Here is a 19,184-nt window from a genome sequence, read left to right as displayed (position 1 = left end):
GCCTTCGGCGGCGAGCTTGTCGTTGTCGGTCGCGTTGCCGATCGCTTCCTTCGCCTTGCCGGCGATGTCCTGAGCGGCGTTCTTGATCTTGTCATCGAGTCCCATGAGGAGCTCCTTTCGTGAGGGGTGTGCAGGACGTCGGGAGGGTTCCCGACGTCTCATCGTCGAGGCGGTTCGCGACCGACGGTGAGTCTGGGTTCACGACAGTCGCCGCTGGTCGTGGGCGAGGCGCGCTCGCAGGCCGGTGTGGAGGGAGACGTAGGTCGCGGTGTCGCGACCGGTCAGCGTGGCGAGGTTCGCGAGCAGCCGGTCGACCTGGTCGACCAGTTCCCGAGGATCGGTGTTCTGCCGCGGTGTGACCGCGACATGCAGCACCGGCTCGCGGCGGATGTCGTTGGCCGTGACGTGCGCCGAGAGGATCTCGTGCCGCGTGGTGAGGGAGGTCTTGACGGCATCCGACACGAACGATTCGGTGACGGTCACACGCCCCAGCGGATTCTGCGCTCCGGACGACCGGAACGCCGTCTTCGTCCGCCGACCGGCGATGCTGGTGAGCGCGACGATCAGGAGCACGATGACGACGAGGATCGCGGCCACCGCTCCGAGACCGATCCACGACAGGTTGCCGCCGGCGATCGCCGTCGCCGCGAGGGCCTGGTCGAGCCAGGTGCGGGCGTCGGCACCGGCGGAGGTCCAGATGTCGGCTGCGGTCGGCCAGCTCATGACGGCGATGCCCAGGGCGCCGAGGCCCAGGAACAGCAGCCCGATGACGAGCAGCAGGGTGCGATTCAGTGCGCGGTTCGTGGTGTTCACAGCTCGTCCTCCGTGTGGTCGGGGCGCTCGATGCGCACGCGGGTGCGGACGCGGCGCGTCAGCCGGTAGCTCTGCAGCTCCGCCTCGGCGGCGGACTGCACGGCACTCCTCTCGACGGGGATGCCTGCGCCCGGTCGCACGGTGACGTCGACGCTGCGGTGGCCGACCCCGACGATGATGGCCTCGCGAGCGAGTCCGGTCTCCTCGGAGAGATGCTGGGCCAGGGCGCTCGCGATCACGCCGTTGTCCACGACCACCGCGCGCTTTCCGGCATCCAGGGTGTGCTTCGACAGCCGACCGGGTGCCACCGCCAACCAGATGAACACGACGCCGATCAGGGCGAGCACCGCGCTGCCGGCGATCACGAGAGCCGGTGGCTGCGCGGTGGGCAGGCCCACGAGCCAGGCCCCGGCCGTGGCGGGTCCGAGCAGCAGCGCGGGCTGCGCGGCGAGACTCAGCACGATCTCGAGCCCGAGGTATGCGAGGGCGAGGATGAGGAGGACGACCGCGACGAACATCGCGACGGTGCGCGGGGAATGCGTCTCGCGTCGGACGACGCGACGCAGAACAGGGGTGCTCATCGCACTCGTCTCCTTTCCGGGAGGGTGGCACCGGTGATGGTGAGGGTGATCCGAACGACATCCCGACCGAGGATGCCGGTCAGACGCTGCTGCAACTGGTCCTGCAGCTGTCCGGCCCGCTCCAGGACGGGGACCGTCTGGGCGATCGCGAGGGTGTCGTCGAGATCGGGCACCGGGAGCGGCGTCGCGATGCGGACGGGGATCCCTCGAGGATGCTCGGTCACGTCGACCTTCACGTCGCCGCGAGGCACACCGATCAGGGCGGAGGATGCCTGTTCGGTGACCGTGCGGTAGACCCGCTCCTTCACGACGATGCGGCCCTGGACGGCGGCCTTCCGGGTGGCGACCCGCGTGGGGTCGCCACCGGCGGCGAGGTGCTGGTCGACGCGCATCAGGAGGTGCGCCGCCCTGTGAAGGCGTCGGCGAGTCCGCGGACGTCGAGCTTTCCGGAGGCGATCCGGCCGATGAGGGCGCCGATGCCGGCGAACAGAGCCATGAGGAGGAACCCCCAGAATCCGAACATCAGTGCCGCCAGAGCCAGGAGCGCGCCGATGAGGGCGCCGGTGGTGGTGGGGGTCATGCGACTCGCGACTCCTCGTTCTCCTGGGTGTCGTCGCCGGGGACGTGCACGTCGTTGACCTCGACGTTGACCTCGACGACCTCCAGACCCACGAGGCGCGTGATGGCGCCGGCCACGGCGGCGCGCACGTTGCCGGCGACCTCCTGGATGGGCGCGGGGTACTCGACGACGATGGTCAGGTCTGCGGCAGCCTGCGTCTCGCCGACCTCGACCTTGACGCCCTGCGCGAGGTCGGTGGCGTTGATCACATCGCGGATCGCGCCGAAGGCACGGGCTCCGCCGCCACCGAGCGCGTAGACGCCGGCGACCTCACGGGCGGCGATGCCGGCGACCTTGGCCACGACGCCGTCTGCGATGACCGTCTTGCCTGCGGCAGCGGTGTCTGCGCCGAGCCGCGACGCCGAGAAGGACGAGGTCCGATCGACGCGCGAAGCCGAGGTGCTCGACTGCGTGGCGCGCGAGGACTGCGCGCCGCTGTTCTCGGCGGGGGTCGCAGAGGAGGCGGCGGGGGTGTTCTGATCCTGAGTTGCCATGACTGGTCCTTCGTCTCACGGGTACCGGTCGGGCCGTGTGGCGTCGCCGGGAGCGGGTGTGGGTCGCTCACAGATAGGACGGGTGCCGGGCGGGATTCGTCACAGATCCGTCTCCGGTGTCGCGAGCTGCGCGGGTGGCGGAGAAGACGCGATGGATGACGCGGCAGCCACTGTCCGCGCACACGCGCGTCCGGGAGGATGAGCGGATGGACCAGAACTCCCCCGCCACCGCTCTGCTCGTGATCGACGCCCAGGAATCCTTCCGGCAACGGCCGGACGAGTGGGCGGCCACCGCCAACCCCAGCGCCATCGACAACATCGTCCAGCTGGTCGCGCACGCGCGCCGACGGGGAGACGTCGTCGTCTGGATCACGCACGCGGAGCCGGGAACGGCAGGGGTGTTCGACCCCGCGCGCGGATTCGTCCGCGTGATGGACGAGCTCGGACCTCGTGACGACGAGCTCGCCGTCACGAAGACCACGGTGAACGCCTTCACGTCGACGGATCTCGAGGAGCAGCTGCGGCAGCTCGGCGTCGGACAGGTGGTCGTGTGCGGCATCCGCACCGAGCAGTGCTGCGAGACGACCACCCGAGTGGCTGCCGACCTGGGCTTCGAGGTCCTCTTCGTGACGGATGCCACCACGACCTCGCCCATCGAGGCCGCCGACGGGCTGTCGCCGGTCTCGGGCGATGACATCATGCGGCGCACCGAGAGCATCCTCTCGTCCCGCGGGTTCGCCACCGTCGTCCGCACCGCCGATCGGGTCGGCGTCTCGGCCTAGGTTGGAGGGCATGGCCACCCTCGCGCTCGCGCTCCCCGACCTCACCGGCCGAACCATCCTCGTGACGGGGGCGAACGCAGGGATCGGCTACTGGTGCGCCGAGATCCTGGCAGGACACGGCGCACGGGTGCTGCTCGGATGCCGCTCAGCGGAGCGCGCTCGCGTCGCGGCTGCCTCGATCCATGCGCACGCGCCCGGCGCCGACCTCGGCATCCTGCCCGTGGATCTCGGCTCTCTCGCGAGCATCGCCTCGGCCGCAGCATCGCTGGATGAGCGCCTCGATGCCGTGATCTGCAACGCCGGGGTGAAGGCGGCCGATCGCGGCGCCCGCACGGCGGACGGGCTGGACCTGATGGTCGGCACGAACGCCCTCGGACACTACGCGCTCCTCGGGCAGCTCGTGCCGGTGCTCGCCGACGATGCCCGCGTCGTCGCGGTCGGATCGCTCGCGCACCGGTTCGCCGAGATCGATCCGGCCACCCTCGCCCAGCCGTGGACGGGCTCGTCGCTGCGGCAGTACGGCCGTTCGAAGGCCGCGCTCATGGCACTCGCCTTCGCCCTCGACCGTCGGTGGCGGGGCACTGCGCGGTCCGCGCTGTGCGCCCATCCCGGCTATGCCGTCGATCCGCTCACGCCGCGCCGCGACGGACTCGCCGCAGTCGCGCCGCTCACCCGTGCGCTGTCCTCGCTCGGCCGACCCCTCGTCCAGGGGAAGGATGCGGGAGCCGCGCCGATCGTGCACGCTGCGGTCGCCGCGAACGCCACCGGCGGCGACTACTGGGGCCCCGGCGGTGTACTGGAGTTCCGCGGCATGCCGACGCGCGTGCGCGCGAGCGACCGAGTCCGCTCCCCCGAGGTCGGGGACGCGCTGTGGTCGGTCGCCGAAGAGCTGACCGGCGTGCGGTTCGCGGGCTGACCTCAGTCGTCTTCGAGCACGTACGCGCCGGACGCGTCGGTGAACAGCCCGGTCTGCCCCGGCCGGGCCTCCCGCACGAAGGCGGCGACCCAGGGGAATCGGGCGAGGAACGAGTCCACCGACCACACCTCGTGGTTCGCCGCGTCGTTCATGTACTCCTCGGACTCGAGTCCGGTGACCGACTGCAGCTCCCCACCCGTGAAGGTGACCCACCGCGGCGGATGCTCGGCGTGCAGCTTCGACAGGAACACGGGCGCGTTGCCGGGCAGCGCGGGAGCCGACACGACAGCGCCCCTCGTGACGTCGAGGAGCGCGTCGACCGAGCCCGCCGCCGTGACGAGCGCGTCCCAGCCGTTCGCCCCCGCGTACGCCGCCTCCGAATCCGTGAGCAGGCGGAGCGTGCGCACGTGTCCGAGCACTGAACCATCGGAGGCGCGGACCTCGTCGAACGTCGCGCCCCACCGCGACGGCGTCACCAGGATCGCCGAGATCCCGGTCCCGGAGAGGAAGGGATCGCTGTTGCGCCACGGCGCGCCGACCGGGGGCACGCGGCGGTTGGTCGCCATGTCGTCGCAGACGATGCCGAGCGCGACGAGCGCTGCGCCCTGCTGTCCGTCGAGCACCTCGACCGCCAGCTCGACCCGCTCGCCCGAATCGGTCGGCAGCAGGGACGCACCCGAGGTCATGACCGTCACCGGCCCGTCGACGGGCCGCTTCTCCACCGCCCGGATCATTCCTCCGATCCGGTCCTCGAAGGCGACGGGATCGGCCCCGAGTGCATCGAAGACGTGCTGGGGGAAGGCGTCGCGGTCATCCGTCATGGCGACAGTCAAACAGGCTCGCCCCGCAGGGGCAACGACGACGGCCCGCGCCTGCGCATCCGCTCGTAGGCTGGGCCCATGACCCCAGAGCAGCACGACGCTCGCTCCCGCCGCGTCGTCTTCCGCCGTTTCGGCGGGCCGGAGGTGCTCGAGATCGAGGAGCGGATGCCTCCGCATCCCACCTCAGAAGAGGTCAGGGTGCGGGTCGCCGCCGCCGGGGTGAACCCGGTGGACTGGAAGCTGTTCAGCGGTCAGCCGATGCACGATCCGTACGAGCGCTCGCTGCCCTCGGGCAACGGCTACGACTTCGCGGGGGTCATCGATGAGGTCGGAGCGGACGTCGGGGACTGGAGCGTCGGCGACCGGGTGTTCGGCGGGCTGCGCTATCACGCGCAGGCAGACCACCTGGTGATCGATCCGAGTCTGCTGGTGCGGGTTCCGAACGGTCTGTCGCTGACCGTCGCCGGCGCGCTGAACGTGGTGGGACGGACCGCTGTCGCGAGCGTCGAGTCGCAGGAGATCGGCCCCGACGATGTGGTGCTCGTCAGCGGCGCCGCCGGAGGAGTCGGCATCCTCACCGCGCAGCTGTGCGTGCGGCGCGGTGCGCGGGTCCTGGGAACGGCGAGCCCCCGCAACCACGACCTCCTGCGGCGGCTCGGCATCCATCCGCTCGCGTACGGGGAGACGCTCGAGGCCGAGATCCGCCGCGCGGCGCCCGACGGCCTCACGGTGGTGCTCGACACGGTGGGTCATGGGACGGTCGACCTCGCGATCGCGCTCGGCATCACCCCGGAGCGGATCAACACCGTCGCCGACTACGACGCCAGGCAGCGACTCCCGGTGCGCGGGGTGGGTGGGGCCGTCGCCGGCCGAGCCGAGCTGGCGCTGATCGCGGGCCTGCTCGCCGACGGCGTGATCGAGCTGCCGATCGACTCCGCGCATCCGCTCGAGGATGTGCGCGACGCGTACGCCCGGTCCATCAAGGGCCACGCCACCGGCAAGATCGTCGTGGTGACCGGGTCCGGCGGCGTCTAGGCGGCCTTCAGGCGGCGGCGCCTGCGCGGTCTCTAGGCGTCGGCGCCCCCACGCCTCGGGATCTCGTCGATGGAGCGGTACACCGGCAGACCGCGTTCGAGTGCGATCTCGACGTCCTTGTCGGCGCCGGCCGACTCGCCGGGGAGCCGCAGCACGGCGTCGCAGTGCTGCAGCAGCCGATGGGCGGTCTCGTACATGACGTCGCCCTCGGCGGCATCCGCTTCCGTCATGCCGCGCAGCACCGGCAGGGCCACCCATTCGCCGATCATGGGAACGTGGCCGAGGCGATGGATGGGGGCGGCGGCCTCCTCGAGGATCTCGAGGTTGCGGGCGATCAGGGCGGGGTCGCCGCCGGTGCCGGAGCGGTAGGGGCCGGCGATCAGGATCAGGAGTGGTGTCGTCATGGAGAAGACTGTAACGTTAACCGTGCAGAAACGTGCAACTTCGTGAATCAACAGAATGAGGCGAGCGGATGCTGAGTGCGCAGCGCAAAGATCACCTGCTCGGAATCCTGCACCAGGACGGCCGGATCATCGCGAAGCAGGTCGCGGTCGACCTCGGGGTCTCCGAGGACTCGATCCGGCGTGACCTGCGCGAACTCGCAGATGCGGGCGAGCTCGTCCGGGTCTACGGCGGCGCCCTGCCGATTCCGCCGGCCGACCGGCCCGTCGATGAGCGGTCGTCTCTGGCCACCGAGAGCAAGGAGCGGGTCGCCCGCCGCGCCGTCGAGCTGATCCCGCCGGGCTCGACGGTCGTGCTGGATGCCGGAACCACGACGCTCGCGATGGCCCGCATGCTGCCGCACGGCGCCGACCTCACGGTCATCACGCCGAGTCCCGCCGTCGCTCTCGCCGTCGCCGAGCATACCGAGGCGCGCATCGTCATCATCGGCGGCGAGCTCTCGAGGTTCTCGATGGTCGCCGGAGGTCCGCTCGCGACGGAGGCCGTGCAGCATCTCTCCGCCGACCTCTTCTTCCTGGGCGTGACCGGGATCGATCCGGTCCACGGGCTGACGACCGGCGACCTGGGCGACGCTGCGACGAAGCGAGCGATCGCCGCCCGATGCACGCAGACCCTCGTACTGGGCAGCGAGGAGAAGATCGGCGCGACGTCACGCTACCCGGTGCTCGACCTCGAGCGGGTCGCCGGCATCGTCGTCGACCCGCTCGTCACCGATCCGGTGCTCGACGAGCTCGCGGCCCGCGTGCCCGTGCTCCGCTGAGGCATCCGCCGCGGGCACAGCTTCGGACGGACGCCCCTGACACGCCGCCCGGCACCCTCCCAGCCCGGCGCGTCGCCGCTGGACTCCGAGGTTGTGCCCGGGCCGCGGGTCTGTCCCGTCCCCCCGCCGCGGGCACAGCTTCGGACGGATGCCCCCGACACGCCGCCCGGCACCCTCCCAGCCCGGCGCGTCGCCGCTGGACTCCGAAGTTGTGCCCGGGCCGGCGGGCACAGCTTCGGACGGATGCGGCCGGGGACGGCGTCAGGTGATGGTCGCGGCCACGATCGTCGGCGTCATGATGGCCACCATGGCGGCGGCGATCGCATCGTGCACGGCCTTGGCGACCGCATCCCCCGCCGCCGATCCGGCCGTGAGCTCGATGATCCGCTTCTTCAGCTCCCGCGACGACAGGCCGCCGCTCTCCTCGCGGAGGATCGCGTGCGCGGCATCGAGGTTCTGCAGGATCGACAGCAGCGCCAGATCGGCCTGGGTGGGGGCGGCCGTGCCGGCGAGGACGGCAGCCAACCGCGATCGGAGCAGCTGCTCGGGTCCGGGGTCGGATTCGGGCGTGCGTGCGGAGCCCCACCCGAAGAATCCGCGCTCTCCCCGCACGAGCACGCCCTGCACCACGAGCGACTCGACCACGATCTCGAGCGGATCGAGCTTCGGTCGCGCGACCAGCGACTGCAGCCGCTTGCCCCGCAGCGGCACCAGCCGCTGCAGCGTGGTGTCGAGGATCGGATTGCCCGTCGGCTCCGTCGACACGATCTCGACGACCGGGTTCTTCTCGTCCGACACCGCGATGCGTCGGTGCAGGGCGAGGTCGACGATGACGGCGGCGACCTCCCCGTACAGCCGATTCACGCTCACGGCGCTCTCGGTGCGGCCATCCGGTCGCAGCAGCAGCATGTGCAGTTCCTCGACGATCAGCATGCATCCACGCTATGACCGGCCGCATCGCTGCGGCATCCCCCGGACGGATGATTCCTGAAGTCCCCCGCACGCACGAACGCCGCGACCTCCGGAGAGGACGCGGCGTTCGCTGAAGTCGGTTACGCGCCGATCTTCTTCGCGTCGTCCGTGTTGAGGACGCGAAAGAGCAGCGCCGCGATGACCGCTCCGACCACCGGGGCGACGATGTACAGCCACAGGGATGCCCAGTCGAAGTACCCGCCGACCGAGAGGCCCAGGGCGACGGCGGGGTTGAAGCCGCCGCCCGAGATCGAGCCGACCGTCGCCGCACCGATGAACACGGTCGCACCGATCGCGAGGCCGTAGAAGGAGTTGCCGTCGGTGTCCTTCGAGGTCGCCGTGTTCAGCACGACCCAGACCAGGATGAGCGTGAACAGCGCCTCGACGAAGAACGCAGGGCCGACCTCGATCACGGTGGCCTCGCCGCCGGCCGGCCACACCGCGAAGCTCGTCAGCGCGGCGAGCGCGCCGCCGACGAACTGGGCGATGAGGTACGCGATGAAGTCGACGACGCTGAGTCCGCCGCGCAGGAACACGCCGACCGAGACGGCGGGGTTGAGGTGGGCACCCGAGATGTGACCCGTCGAGTAGACGAGAACGGCGAGCGTGAAGCCGATGGCGAGCGGTGTCAGCGGGCTCTCGCTGTTCACCGCGGCGATGATCGCGAGGACGAACAGGAAGGTCGCGAGCGCTTCAGCGAGCGCCTTGCGAGGTGTACCGGTCATGTGAAGTGCTCTTTCTGTGAGGTGAGGGAAGGCGACCCCCGTCCGCCTGCGCACTCCAGCTGACGCACCTTCCGTGAATGCCCCTGAATCTAGCGACACCGATGCCGTTCCCCTGGCGCGCCGCGCGGGCACCTGTGAAGAAGCTGAGTGCCCTCCCGTCCCGTGTCAACCCCGTCGCCTCGACGCCGCCTGGTGTCTACGGTGCCAGGATGACCTCTGATACCGCGAAGGCGCAGCCCGAGCCCACTCGGCTGCGCCGTGCCATCACCGGCCCCCTCCTGTTCGCATTCATCCTCGGCGACGTGCTCGGCGCCGGCATCTACGCGCTCATGGGCGTGCTCTCCGAGAAGGTCGGCGGGATGCTGTGGGCTCCGCTCCTGCTCGCGCTGCTGCTGGCTCTGCTCACCGCCGGCTCGTACGCCGAGCTGGTCACGAAGTACCCCAGAGCGGGCGGTGCCTCGGTGTTCGCGGAGCGCGCCTTCCACAGTCCCGTGGTGTCGTTCCTCGTGGGCTTCAGCATGCTCGCGGCCGGAGTCACCAGTGCGGCCGGTCTCGCGATCGCGTTCGCGGGCGACTATCTGGGGACGTTCTTCGACCTCCCGACGATCCCGGTCGCGATCGTGTTCCTCGCGATCGTCGCGGCGCTGAACGCCCGCGGCATTCGGGAGTCGCTCGGCGCGAACCTCGTGATGACCGCGATCGAACTGAGCGGTCTCGTCATCGTCATCGTGGTGGTGGGGATCTTCGTGGCCGGCGGCGGTGGCGACACCTCGCGGCTCACCCAGACGCCTGAGGGCACCCCGGTCGCGATGGCCGTTCTGGCCGGTGCCGTCATCGCGTACTACTCGTTCGTCGGCTTCGAGACCTCCGCCAACATGATCGAGGAGGTCAAGGACCCGCGGCGCACGTACCCCCGGGCCCTGTTCGGCGCGTTGTTCACCGCCGGCGCCGTATACGTCCTCGTCGGGATCGCGAGCTCCGTCGCCCTTCCTGCCTCCGAGCTGCAGGAGTCCAGCGGACCGCTGCTCTCGGTGGTCGAGGCCGCCGGCGCGAGCATCCCCTCCTGGCTGTTCAGCCTGATCGCGCTCATCGCGGTCGCCAACGGCGCCCTCCTCACGATGATCATGGTGAGCCGGCTCACCTACGGGATGGCGGAGCAGAACCTGCTGCCGTCGGCGCTGGGGCGTGTGCTCCCCAAGCGCAAGACCCCGTGGGTCGCGATCCTCACCACCACCCTCGTCGCCATGGGCCTCACCCTGGTCGGCGACCTGGCGACCCTCGCCGAGACCGTGGTGCTGCTCCTGCTGATCGTCTTCCTGAGCGTCAACGTGTCGGTCCTGGTGCTGCGCCGCGACCACGTCGAGCACGACCACTTCCGCATCTGGACCGTCATCCCGGTGCTCGGGATCGCCTCCTGCATCCTGCTCCTCACGCAGCAACGGCCCGTCGTCTGGCTGTTCGGCGCGATCCTGCTGGCGGTGGGTGCCGTGCTCTACCTGCTGGCGCGATGGGGACGGAAGCGGAGCGATGGCACCCGCGCCGCGAACCCGACCGAAGACCCCACATCCGAGACTCCGAAGGAGAACCATGAGCACGCCTGACCAGACCCCCGCCGATGACGCGATGACCAGCGAGGAGAAGCGACACGATCAGCTGACCGCGGCACCGGATGCCACCGAGGCCGACGCCGCGCCGCGCATCGAGGTCTCGGAGCACGACGGCAACACGCGGATCGACATCGCGCCGGATGCTCCGGTCCGGCCAGGCCCCGGGCCCGGCGTCGAGACCGACGACGAGGACGACGCGCAGTAGTCGAGCGCCCTACAGCCAGCCCTTGCGCCGGAAGACCCAATACAGCCCGAACCCCATGGCGATCATCAGCCCCAGGGCCATCGGGTAGCCGAGCACCCAGTGCAGTTCGGGCATGTGGTCGAAGTTCATGCCGTACACCGTGCCGACCAGCGTCGGGGCGAACAGGATCGCCGCCCACCCGGAGATCTTCTTCACCTCGTCGTTCTGGCGGATGCTGAGCTCGGTCATCCGGCGCATCTCCTCGTTCTGGCGTCGGGCGACGATCGTCGACTCGACGGTCAGCGCGTTGTCGAGCACGGTGCGGAACGTGTTGGCGCGCTCGGAGACCCGCAGGGTGTGGTCGAGGACGTCGCGGAGGTACCGCTGCAGCTCCTCGTCGACGTCGTACTTGGTCGAACCGCGCAGCAGCGCGTCGAGCATGCCGGCGAGGGGCTGCACCGCCCGCTGGAAGTCGATCACCTCGCGTCCGAGCTCGTAGATGCGCTGCGTGGCGTCGACCTCGTCCTCGAACAGCTGGCTCTCGATCTCGTCGATGTCGTTCTCGAGACCGGCGAGGACCGGCGCGTATTCGTCGACGACCTCGTCGAGGATCGCGTAGAGCACGGCTTCGGGGCCCAGCTTCAGCAGAGCGGGATCGCCCTCGAGCCGGCGACGCACACGTCCGAGGTCCGGCGACTCCGCATGGCGGATCGTGACCACGAAGTCCGGCCCGACGAGCACGTGGATCTCCCCGAACTCGACCTCTTCCGACGCGTCGAGGTACCGAGCAGAGCGCAGCACCATGAAGAGCACCTCGCCGTAGCGCTCGAGCTTCGAGCGCTGATGGCCCGAGAGAGCGTCCTCGACGACGAGGGCGTGGATGCCGAACTCCTCGGCGACCTCGCGGATCTCGGCCTCGCTCGGCCGATACAGGCCGATCCAACTCATCCCGCCGCGGTCGCGCAGCGCCTCGAAGGTCTCGCTCAGACTCCGCGGGTTCTCCGTGCGGATGCCGTCGACGTAGATCGCGTTGTCGATGATCGCCATCGGCTCCCCTTCCGTGCGGTCGGGCCGCGACGCTTCCCCCGAGCGATCAGCCCGCGGGAGGCGCGACGCAGGCGATCGCCGAGTCCGTGATGCTCTTGTGGTACTGCTCCGCCGTGAACGGCAGACCGAAGTCGGGCGCCGTCTGACCGGAGGCGGCCGGCGCCTTGGAGGCGATCGCCGCGAGCTCCCACGAGAGGTACGCCGCCGTCGATCCGCCGGTGGTGGAGTCGTTCAGCGACACCGCCACCGTGAACCCGGTCTCGGGGTCGGAGAAGGCGGCGGTCTGGTAGCCGGGGGTCCAGCCGTACTGGCCGACCATCGAGCCGACCAGCAGGCCGCCACCGGTCGCCTGGTACCAGGAGGGCGCCTTGTCGCTCACCGGCAGCGGGGCGCCGAAGCGGTCGGGCTCCTTCTCGGTCCGCAGCGCCTGCCTCGCCTCGGCCTGCGCGTAGCGCCCGAGGTCGTCGATCGTGGAGACGACGCCGGAATCCGTGTAGCCGGTGCTCGACGAGAGCGTCGTGATGTCGACGGGAGCGGCGCAGTTGTAGCCGCCCTCGACGGCCGACAGGTAGTGGCCGTTCATGACCGGACCCGAGCTCGCGGGCTTGGCGGCCGCCGCACCGGGGAGCGAGGTGTTCTCGAGGCCGAGGGGCTCGGTGACGTACTGGGCGATGAGCTCGGATGCCGTGAGACCCGATGCCCGCTCGAGAGCGAGTCCGAGGATCAGGTATCCCGAGTCGGAGTTGCGGTAGGTCGTGTGCGGCGTTCCGCGGCTCGCTCCCAAGCCGTAGGACGCGAGCTCGAGCGGCGCCCACACCCGCTCGGGGGTGTTCATCCACGCCGACTTCGCCGTCGCCTCGGAGGAGCCCGCCCCACTCGTGCCGTTGCACAGGTCGAGCAGTGTGATGTCCTTCATGTCGGCCACACCCGAGACGTACTCGGGCACCGGGGCGTCGAGCTCGACGATGCCGTCGTCGGCGAGGCCGTAGAGCACGTCGCACGTCATCAGCCGCGTGACATCGGCGACGCGGAAGGCCATGTCGGTGCTGATCTCCGCCCCTGCGCCGGGATCCTGCGTGCCGATGCCGGTCACCCAGCTGCCGCTCCACGGCACCCAGACGCCCACCACGGCGCCCGTGGCACCGGATGCGGTCAGCGCGTTGGTGACCGCCGCCTCCATCGCTGCGACGGTGTCGTCGGGCAGGGTGCCGTCGACCTGCGCGGGCGGCTCATAGGTGAAGTCGGGCTCAGCGGTGCATCCGGTGAGGAAGAGTCCGAGCACGGCGACGCCGGCCGCTGCTGCGCGGAACCTGCGCGACGAGAGAAGCTGCATGAAAGGGAACCCCCGGAAGACGTGTCTCCCGAGTCTAGAACGCGGATCCTGAAAGACCGCATCGCGTGGGCCCGTTTAGGGTGATGGGCATGCCCCACATCTTCGATGCCGACGTCGTCTCCGCCATCCTCCGCCACATGAACGGCGACCACACCGACGACAATCTCCTCATCGCCCGCGCCTTCTCCCCCGCGGAAGGCGGCGAGATCACCGGCGCCGTGATGACCGGTCTCGACGGCGACGGCGGCACCTGGGAGGTCACCCGCGGCGGCGAGCTCACGGAGCTGCGCGTCGCCTGGCCGTCCGGGGCGATCAGCGAGCGACCCGCCGTGCGGCGGGAGGTCGTGGCGCTGTACGATCTGGCGTGCGAGCGCCTGGGCGTGGAGCCGCGACCGCACGGCTGACATGGACGGATCCGAGGGTTTCCTTTCAGGTTAGGCAACCCTTACACTGGGCACATGTCCGAGATCCTCTCCTTCTCCGCAGCCCTCCGTGAGCGCTCCTCCGGATCGCACTCCCGCAGTGAGGGCGCGGGCTTCATGTCCGACCTGCTCAAGGGCGAGGGGTCGCGAGAGGACTACATCGCCCTCGTCGCACAGCACTACTTCATCTACGAAGCGCTCGAAGGGGCAGGCGAGCGGATGCGCCACGACCCCGTGGCATCCGTCTTCCTCAGCGACAAGCTCACCCGCCTTCCCGCCCTCGAGGCGGACCTCGAGTTCCTCGTCGGCCCGGACTGGCGGGAGCAGATCGTCGCCCTGCCGACCACGCAGCGCTACGTCGAGCGCATCCGCCAGGTCGGCGCCACCTGGGCGGGCGGTTTCGTCGCGCACCACTACACGCGCTACCTGGGCGACCTGTCGGGCGGCATCTTCATCGGGCGCGTCATGGCCCGTCGCTTCGGCTTCGAGACCAACGGCATCGGCTTCTACCTGTTCGACGACATCGCCGACCCCTCCGCCTTCAAGGACGTCTACCGCGAGCAGCTGGATGCTGCGCCGTGGGACGACGCCGAGCGGGAGCGCGTGATCGACGAGGTGCTGCTCGCCTACCGCTTCAACACCGAGCTGTTCGAAGACCTCGACCGCGCGCGCATCGCCGCCTGACGACGAGCGGGCTCAGCCCTTGCCGACCTCGGGAGTGGATGCCGCGAGCCACGCATCGCGCATGAAGCGTCGCACGTCCTCGTCGACGCGGATGTCGCTCGGGCGCAGCGGCCTCGACAGGTAGAGACCGTCGAGCGAGGTGAGGCGCGAGAGCGCGACGTAGGTCTGCCCCGGGGCGAAGGCTCCGGAGCCGAGGTCGATGATGGCGCGGTCGTAGGTCTTGCCCTGCGACTTGTGGATCGTGACGGCCCAGGCCAGGCGCAGCGGGAACTGCGTGAACTCGGCCACGACGTCTCGGCTCAGCTTCTTGGTGGTGGGCTCGTACGAGTATCGGAACCGTTCCCAGACCGCCGGCTCGACGTCGACCTCCTCGCCGTCGATCTCGACGCGCACGGTCTCGCCGAGGATGCGGACCACGGTGCCGATCGTGCCGTTCACCCACCGGGGAGGCTCCCCCGACATCGACGTGTCGTTGCGCAGGAACATCACCTGGGCACCGATCTTGAGCTTCAGCTCTGATTCGGCGGGAAGCGACGCCTCACCGCGGCCGAACTCCCCGCTCACCTCGGCACGCGCGGTCTGCTCCTTGCCCGGCAGGGCTGCGAGGTGCCGACTGTTGATGCTGTTGACGATGTCGTTGCGCGTGGCGAGGGTGATCATCGGCACCTCGCCGGGCTCGGGATCGGGGGGCGTCCGCGCGCCCTGCGTGTTGAGGACGCCGGCGATCTCCGCCGTGACCCGCCCGTAGCGCACCGCGTTCAGCATGGCCTTGAACCCGTCGTCGGACTGACGGTGGATCTGCACGAGCTCCCGCACGTGGAGCTCGGCTCGGGTGTCGACGGCGAACAGTCCGCCGTCCTCGTCCTCCGCCGCGCCTCCGGCGGATCCCGCCCACACCTTCGCGTCGAAGAACCAGAACGATCGGTAGTGGTCCTTCACATATCGCAGTTCGTCACCGCGCGGCGGCACAGGAGCCAGCTGGTACGGATCGCCGAACATGACGATCTGCACCCCTCCGAACGGGATGCCGCGCTTGCCGCGCGCCTGACGCAGAGAGCGATCGATCGCATCCATCAGATCGGCGTTGACCATGGAGATCTCGTCGATCACCAGCGTCTCGATCGCGTTGAGGATGCGGCGGGTGTTGTCGTTCTGGTCGATGTCCGAATCGCCGATCAGGCCGATCGGCAGGCGGAACAGCGAATGGATCGTCTGACCCTCGACATTCAGCGCGGCGACGCCGGTCGGCGCGCAGATCGCGATCTGCTTCTTCGTGTTCCACGAGAAGTACTGCAGCAGCGTCGACTTGCCCGTGCCCGCGCGCCCGGTGATGAAGACGTGCTCGCTGGTGTCCTCGATCAGCCGGAACAGCTCTTGCTGCTCTTCGGACAGGGCGGGAAGCGACACGGTTCTCTCACACGGGGCGACGACGGCGGGATGCACGCGGAACACGCGCTCCCCCATGCTACGGGGGCACTGCTCGGCATCCCCTCAGGACGCACTCCTAGACTTGCGCCATGCAGCAGGTGGAGACGAAGGCGCCCCGGCGCTCGCGCCTCGTCGCCGACCTCGCGATGCTCGCGGTCGTCGGCCTCGTCCTGGTGGCCGCCCTCGCCGCAGGCGGCGTCACGCTGTACCGACAGTTCTACGGCCCGTCGGCGTTCGTCGTCCGCTATCTCGACCTGCTCTCCGAGGGGCGCGCGGCCGATGCCCTCCAGGTGCCGGGTGTCGCGATCGACCGCGAGACGCTCGAGGTCGCGGGGATCGGGGCGACCGCATCCGAGGCTCTGCTGCGCACCACGGCGCTCTCGCCGCTCACCGATGTCGAGGTCGTCTCGGAGAAGCCGGACGGTGACAAGACGGCCGTCACCGTCTCGTACAAGGCCGCAGGCCACGCGGGCACCACGACCTTCACCGTCGAACAGGACGGCTGGGCCGGCGTCACCCCGAACTGGCGCTTCACGACCAGCCCGCTCGCGGTGGTCGAGCTGACGCTGCGTGGCGCCGACCAGTTCGCTGTCAACGGCTTCGAGATGGACCGCCGCCAGGTGTCGTCCGCGGGCGCAGAGGCTGCTCCGCTCGACCCCCTGCCGATGCTGGTGTTCACCCCCGGCCTCTATTCGGTGACCGTCGACACCCCGATCTCGACCTCGGAGGGAGCCGGCGTCCTCGCCGACACCCCGCTCGCCACCACGCCCGTCGACGTGCAGACCGAGCCCACCGCCGACTTCGTCGAGGTCGTGCAGCAGCGGGTGGAGGAGTTCCTCACCGAATGCACCACGCAGGAGGTGCTGCAGCCGACCGCCTGCCCGTTCGGGCTCGAGGTCTACAACCGCCTGGCCTCACTGCCGAAGTGGTCGATCGCGACCCAGCCGCCGGTGAGCGTCGTCCCTGACGGCGGCCAGTGGAAGATCCCTCCGACGGATGCCGTCGCGCACGTCCAGGTCGAGATCCAGTCGCTCTTCGACGGTTCGGTCGAGCCCGTCTCCGAGGACGTCGAGTTCCAGGTGAACGGATCGATCACGATCCTCCCCGACGGCAAGGTGTCCATCCGCGTCGGCTCTCCGGACGACGAGCCGACGGGCTAGGTCGGCGCGCTCTCGGGTTCGGTCGGCGCGCGTCCGGCTCGGTCAGCGCACTCCACGTTCGGCCTGGCGGCGATCCCGCTCGGCGAGCGCCGCCAGCTGGGCGTTGTACTCCTCCAGCTCGGCCTCGCCGGTGCGGTCGGCGTGCCGGTCGCGGCGCTTCTGCAGCTTCGTGTCGCTGCGGCTCCACTGGATCGCGACCGTGATCGCCAGGATCAGCGTCGGGATCTCGCCGATCGACCAGGCGATGCCACCGCCGATGTACTGATCATCGAGAGGCGCCGGGCCCCAGGTGCGGCCCATCGAGCCGAACCAGTCGGCCACCATGAGCCCCTCCTGCATCATGATGGCGATGCCGAAGAACGCGTGCATGGCCATGATCGCGATGAGAGTGATGAGGCGACCGGGATACGGCAGCCGGTACGGCACCGGATCCGCCCCGACGAGGCTCATCACGAAGAGGTAGCCGGAGATCAGGAAGTGCGCGACCATCCACTCATGGCCGAGGTGCTCATACATCGACCAGCGCACCAGGTCGGTGAAGTAGAACGCCCAGAGCGACAGGATGAAGATGCCCGCCGCGACGAACGGATGCGTGACGACCCGCGAGAACGGCGAGTGCACGGCCCAGAGGATCCATTCCCGACCGCCCCGGGTGCCGTCGTCGCGCTTGTGGACCGCGCGCAGGGCCAGCGTGATCGGTGCGCCGGAGACGAGCAGCAGCGGGATCGCCATCGACAGCATCATGTGCCCGAGCATGTGCACGCTGAAGAGGTACTCCTGGTAGGCGTTGATCGGGCCACCCGTGACCCAGATCAGCAGCAGCATGCCCAGCACCCAGAAGACCGTGCGATGGATCGGCCAGCGGTCGCCCCGCTGACGCAGCCGCCGGACTCCCGCGAGGTAGAGGAAGAGCCCGAAACCGGCCGCGACGAGCCAGAGCACGTCGATGTCCCACGCCGTGAACCAGCGGTCGATCGTGAACTCGGGAGGCAGCGGCGAGCGGGTGAGGTTCTCGGCCGGCGTCTGCACGAAGGCGTTCTCCTCGCCGGTGGGCGGCGGGGTGCGCGCCAGCGCGGCGGCGGCACCCGAGGCGAGGCCCATCAGCGCGAGTTCGCCGAGCACCAGCATCCAGAACCAGCGCGACGCCCCTGAGCCTTCCAGCCGAGGGATCAGGCGGATGCGGTACCAGGCGCCGAGCATGCCGAGAGCGATCAGCAGCACGACCTTCGCGAGGAGGATGGTGCCGTACGGCGTCCACAGCTGGGAGATGTCGCCGAGCGCCACGACGGAACGCGCGACACCCGAGACGGCCACGACGGCGAAGGCGGCGATCGCCAGGCTCGAGTATCGGCTCACGAGGTTCTCGGTGCCGATCCCGGAGCGGCCCCGCAGGATCACGACGACCAGGAGGCCACCGAGCCAGACCGATGCGCCGATCGTGTGCAGCAGGATGGAGTTCACGGCGGTGTTGTGGCCGGCCAGTTCGCCGGAATGCCCCTGCGTGGCGAGCGGCAGGAACGAGATGGCGGCGAGGATGGCCGTGATGAGCGTGGGCGTCCAGGTGCGCCAGGCGAACGCCAGCACCGTCACCACGGCGCCGATGATCGTCGTGATCAGCCAGGACTGACCCAGCGGCAGTTCGAGCAGGAAGCGTCCGAGCTGCTCCCCGAACTCGCGTTCCGCGCTGAGCTGCGGGTTGAAGGCCGCCATGAACGTGAAGAACCCGCTGATCCCGGCAGAGACCGTGAACACGGCGGCACCCGCGGAGGCGGTGTTCAGGGCGATGTCGAACGACTTCTCCTCACTGCGCAGCGCGAACAGCGCGAGCACGAGCGAGCCGAGCATCGCCGCCGAGGCGATGTTCATCACGAGCTTGACGATCGGGGTCGCCCACCGCACGAAGGGACCGGGGTCCTGCAGCAGCAGCGGTGCCGCGCCGCCGCCGATCAGGAGGGCGATCAGCACGCCGATCAGGCCGGCGGCGAGCAGAATGCCGATGCCGCCCGCGCGATACGCGGAGGCGGTCGGGTTCTGCACGGCGCGGACACTCACCCCTCAAGCCTAAGCGGCTGTGGCGGGGCGGGAGCACGAAGGCCGCCCCCGACGGGTCGGGAGCGGCCTTCGAAGAGGTGCGGTCTTACTTGACGGCAGCCTTGAGCTTGGAACCAGCGGTCACCTTGACGCGGTGGCCGGCCGGGATCTTGATCTCGGCACCGGTCTGCGGGTTGCGGCCCGTGCGAGCTGCGGTCGCGACCTGCTCGAACGAGATCCAGCCCGGGATCGAGACCTTGCTGCCCTTGGCAACAGCGTCGGAGACCGAGGAGAACAGCGCGTCGAGG

At 69.8% G+C, this 19,184-nt stretch carries 24 protein-coding genes; 9 read left to right on the top strand and 15 right to left on the bottom strand.

Translation table 11 applies throughout. The annotated features are described in order from the left end of the window. The 6 genes from ACESK8_RS16610 to ACESK8_RS16585 all read right to left on the bottom strand — a co-directional run. On the bottom strand, positions 1-105 hold a 105-nt coding region (locus tag ACESK8_RS16610; protein ID WP_372969627.1), incomplete at its 3' end, for a CsbD family protein. Between the two features lie 93 nt (positions 106-198). Further along, a complete protein-coding gene (locus ACESK8_RS16605) occupies positions 199-813 on the bottom strand; it encodes a hypothetical protein (RefSeq protein ID WP_372969626.1) in 615 nt (204 codons plus the stop codon). Continuing rightward, positions 810-1,394, bottom strand: coding sequence for a DNA/RNA endonuclease G (locus ACESK8_RS16600; RefSeq protein WP_372969625.1), 585 nt, complete (start codon positions 1,392-1,394; stop codon positions 810-812). The genes ACESK8_RS16605 and ACESK8_RS16600 overlap by 4 nt, the downstream gene beginning before the upstream one ends. Beyond that, entirely contained in the window at positions 1,391-1,786 is a 396-nt protein-coding gene (locus ACESK8_RS16595) for a hypothetical protein (protein WP_372969624.1), read from the bottom strand. Before ACESK8_RS16595 ends, ACESK8_RS16600 begins: the two co-directional genes overlap by 4 nt. Further along, a complete protein-coding gene (locus tag ACESK8_RS16590) occupies positions 1,786-1,974 on the bottom strand; it encodes a DUF2273 domain-containing protein (protein ID WP_056512003.1) in 189 nt (62 codons plus the stop codon). Before ACESK8_RS16590 ends, ACESK8_RS16595 begins: the two co-directional genes overlap by 1 nt. Continuing rightward, the gene (locus ACESK8_RS16585; RefSeq protein WP_372969623.1) at positions 1,971-2,507 is read right to left on the bottom strand and encodes an Asp23/Gls24 family envelope stress response protein; all 537 of its coding nucleotides are present in this window, start codon (positions 2,505-2,507) and stop codon (positions 1,971-1,973) included. Before ACESK8_RS16585 ends, ACESK8_RS16590 begins: the two co-directional genes overlap by 4 nt. Positions 2,508-2,713: 206 nt before the next feature. Between ACESK8_RS16585 and ACESK8_RS16580 the strand changes: the two genes are divergently transcribed. After that, positions 2,714-3,289: an isochorismatase family protein gene (locus tag ACESK8_RS16580; RefSeq protein ID WP_372969622.1), complete on the top strand. Its 576-nt coding sequence runs from the start codon at positions 2,714-2,716 to the stop codon at positions 3,287-3,289. A 10-nt stretch (positions 3,290-3,299) separates the two neighbouring features. Beyond that, positions 3,300-4,205: an SDR family NAD(P)-dependent oxidoreductase gene (locus ACESK8_RS16575; RefSeq protein ID WP_372969621.1), complete on the top strand. Its 906-nt coding sequence runs from the start codon at positions 3,300-3,302 to the stop codon at positions 4,203-4,205. A 2-nt stretch (positions 4,206-4,207) separates the two neighbouring features. On the opposite strand, the gene ACESK8_RS16570 is transcribed toward ACESK8_RS16575, so the two are convergent. After that, complete coding sequence (locus ACESK8_RS16570) at positions 4,208-5,026, bottom strand: 3-octaprenyl-4-hydroxybenzoate carboxy-lyase (protein ID WP_372969620.1); 819 nt, start codon at positions 5,024-5,026, stop codon at positions 4,208-4,210. Between the two features lie 78 nt (positions 5,027-5,104). On the opposite strand from ACESK8_RS16570, the gene ACESK8_RS16565 reads away from it, so the two are divergent. Continuing rightward, positions 5,105-6,061, top strand: coding sequence for an NADP-dependent oxidoreductase (locus ACESK8_RS16565; RefSeq protein WP_372969619.1), 957 nt, complete (start codon positions 5,105-5,107; stop codon positions 6,059-6,061). Positions 6,062-6,093: 32 nt separating this feature from the next. On the opposite strand, the gene ACESK8_RS16560 is transcribed toward ACESK8_RS16565, so the two are convergent. Further along, a complete protein-coding gene (locus ACESK8_RS16560) occupies positions 6,094-6,465 on the bottom strand; it encodes a DUF4406 domain-containing protein (RefSeq protein ID WP_372969618.1) in 372 nt (123 codons plus the stop codon). 68 nt (positions 6,466-6,533) lie between these two features. Here ACESK8_RS16560 and ACESK8_RS16555 point away from each other — a divergent pair, with 68 nt between their 5' ends. After that, positions 6,534-7,283 (top strand): DeoR/GlpR family DNA-binding transcription regulator, encoded by a 750-nt coding sequence (locus ACESK8_RS16555; RefSeq protein ID WP_372969617.1) that lies wholly within the window; start codon positions 6,534-6,536, stop codon positions 7,281-7,283. 261 nt (positions 7,284-7,544) lie between these two features. Here ACESK8_RS16555 and ACESK8_RS16550 read toward each other — a convergent pair whose 3' ends face one another. Both ACESK8_RS16550 and ACESK8_RS16545 read right to left on the bottom strand, forming a co-directional pair. After that, positions 7,545-8,216, bottom strand: coding sequence for a GPP34 family phosphoprotein (locus ACESK8_RS16550; RefSeq protein ID WP_372969616.1), 672 nt, complete (start codon positions 8,214-8,216; stop codon positions 7,545-7,547). A 119-nt stretch (positions 8,217-8,335) separates the two neighbouring features. After that, on the bottom strand, positions 8,336-8,980 hold the full coding sequence (locus ACESK8_RS16545; RefSeq protein ID WP_372969615.1) for an MIP/aquaporin family protein: 645 nt from the start codon (positions 8,978-8,980) through the stop codon (positions 8,336-8,338). A gap of 209 nt (positions 8,981-9,189) precedes the next feature. Here ACESK8_RS16545 and ACESK8_RS16540 point away from each other — a divergent pair, with 209 nt between their 5' ends. Continuing rightward, positions 9,190-10,581, top strand: coding sequence for an APC family permease (locus tag ACESK8_RS16540; protein WP_372969614.1), 1,392 nt, complete (start codon positions 9,190-9,192; stop codon positions 10,579-10,581). Then, positions 10,568-10,792 carry a multidrug transporter gene (locus ACESK8_RS16535; RefSeq protein ID WP_372969613.1) on the top strand — a complete coding sequence of 75 codons (225 nt, stop codon included), beginning with the start codon at positions 10,568-10,570 and terminating at the stop codon, positions 10,790-10,792. The genes ACESK8_RS16540 and ACESK8_RS16535 overlap by 14 nt, the downstream gene beginning before the upstream one ends. A 9-nt stretch (positions 10,793-10,801) precedes the next feature. On the opposite strand, the gene corA is transcribed toward ACESK8_RS16535, so the two are convergent. Both corA and ACESK8_RS16525 read right to left on the bottom strand, forming a co-directional pair. Beyond that, entirely contained in the window at positions 10,802-11,818 is a 1,017-nt protein-coding gene (corA, locus tag ACESK8_RS16530) for a magnesium/cobalt transporter CorA (protein ID WP_372969612.1), read from the bottom strand. Between the two features lie 46 nt (positions 11,819-11,864). Beyond that, positions 11,865-13,151 carry a serine hydrolase domain-containing protein gene (locus ACESK8_RS16525; RefSeq protein WP_372969611.1) on the bottom strand — a complete coding sequence of 429 codons (1,287 nt, stop codon included), beginning with the start codon at positions 13,149-13,151 and terminating at the stop codon, positions 11,865-11,867. Between the two features lie 89 nt (positions 13,152-13,240). On the opposite strand from ACESK8_RS16525, the gene ACESK8_RS16520 reads away from it, so the two are divergent. Both ACESK8_RS16520 and ACESK8_RS16515 read left to right on the top strand, forming a co-directional pair. Further along, positions 13,241-13,555, top strand: coding sequence for a DUF2470 domain-containing protein (locus ACESK8_RS16520; RefSeq protein WP_372969610.1), 315 nt, complete (start codon positions 13,241-13,243; stop codon positions 13,553-13,555). 54 nt (positions 13,556-13,609) lie between these two features. Next, complete coding sequence (locus ACESK8_RS16515) at positions 13,610-14,257, top strand: heme oxygenase (biliverdin-producing) (RefSeq protein ID WP_372969609.1); 648 nt, start codon at positions 13,610-13,612, stop codon at positions 14,255-14,257. 12 nt (positions 14,258-14,269) lie between these two features. On the opposite strand, the gene ACESK8_RS16510 is transcribed toward ACESK8_RS16515, so the two are convergent. Beyond that, positions 14,270-15,664, bottom strand: coding sequence for an ATP-dependent RecD-like DNA helicase (locus ACESK8_RS16510; protein ID WP_372969608.1), 1,395 nt, complete (start codon positions 15,662-15,664; stop codon positions 14,270-14,272). Between the two features lie 110 nt (positions 15,665-15,774). Between ACESK8_RS16510 and ACESK8_RS16505 the strand changes: the two genes are divergently transcribed. Beyond that, a complete protein-coding gene (locus tag ACESK8_RS16505; RefSeq protein ID WP_372969607.1) occupies positions 15,775-16,845 on the top strand; it encodes a hypothetical protein in 1,071 nt (356 codons plus the stop codon). A gap of 42 nt (positions 16,846-16,887) precedes the next feature. Here the strand turns inward: ACESK8_RS16505 and ACESK8_RS16500 are convergent, their stop codons facing one another. Together ACESK8_RS16500 and ACESK8_RS16495 are read right to left on the bottom strand one after the other, a co-directional pair. After that, a complete protein-coding gene (locus tag ACESK8_RS16500) occupies positions 16,888-18,897 on the bottom strand; it encodes a cytochrome c oxidase assembly protein (protein ID WP_372969606.1) in 2,010 nt (669 codons plus the stop codon). Between the two features lie 85 nt (positions 18,898-18,982). Then, a partial coding sequence (locus ACESK8_RS16495; RefSeq protein ID WP_372969605.1) for an HU family DNA-binding protein occupies positions 18,983-19,184 on the bottom strand: 202 nt, incomplete at its 5' end.

It is taken from the genome of Microbacterium sp., from assembly GCF_041641055.1.
Lineage (GTDB): Bacteria > Actinomycetota > Actinomycetes > Actinomycetales > Microbacteriaceae > Microbacterium.
This window is presented reverse-complemented; position numbering and strand designations above follow the sequence as displayed.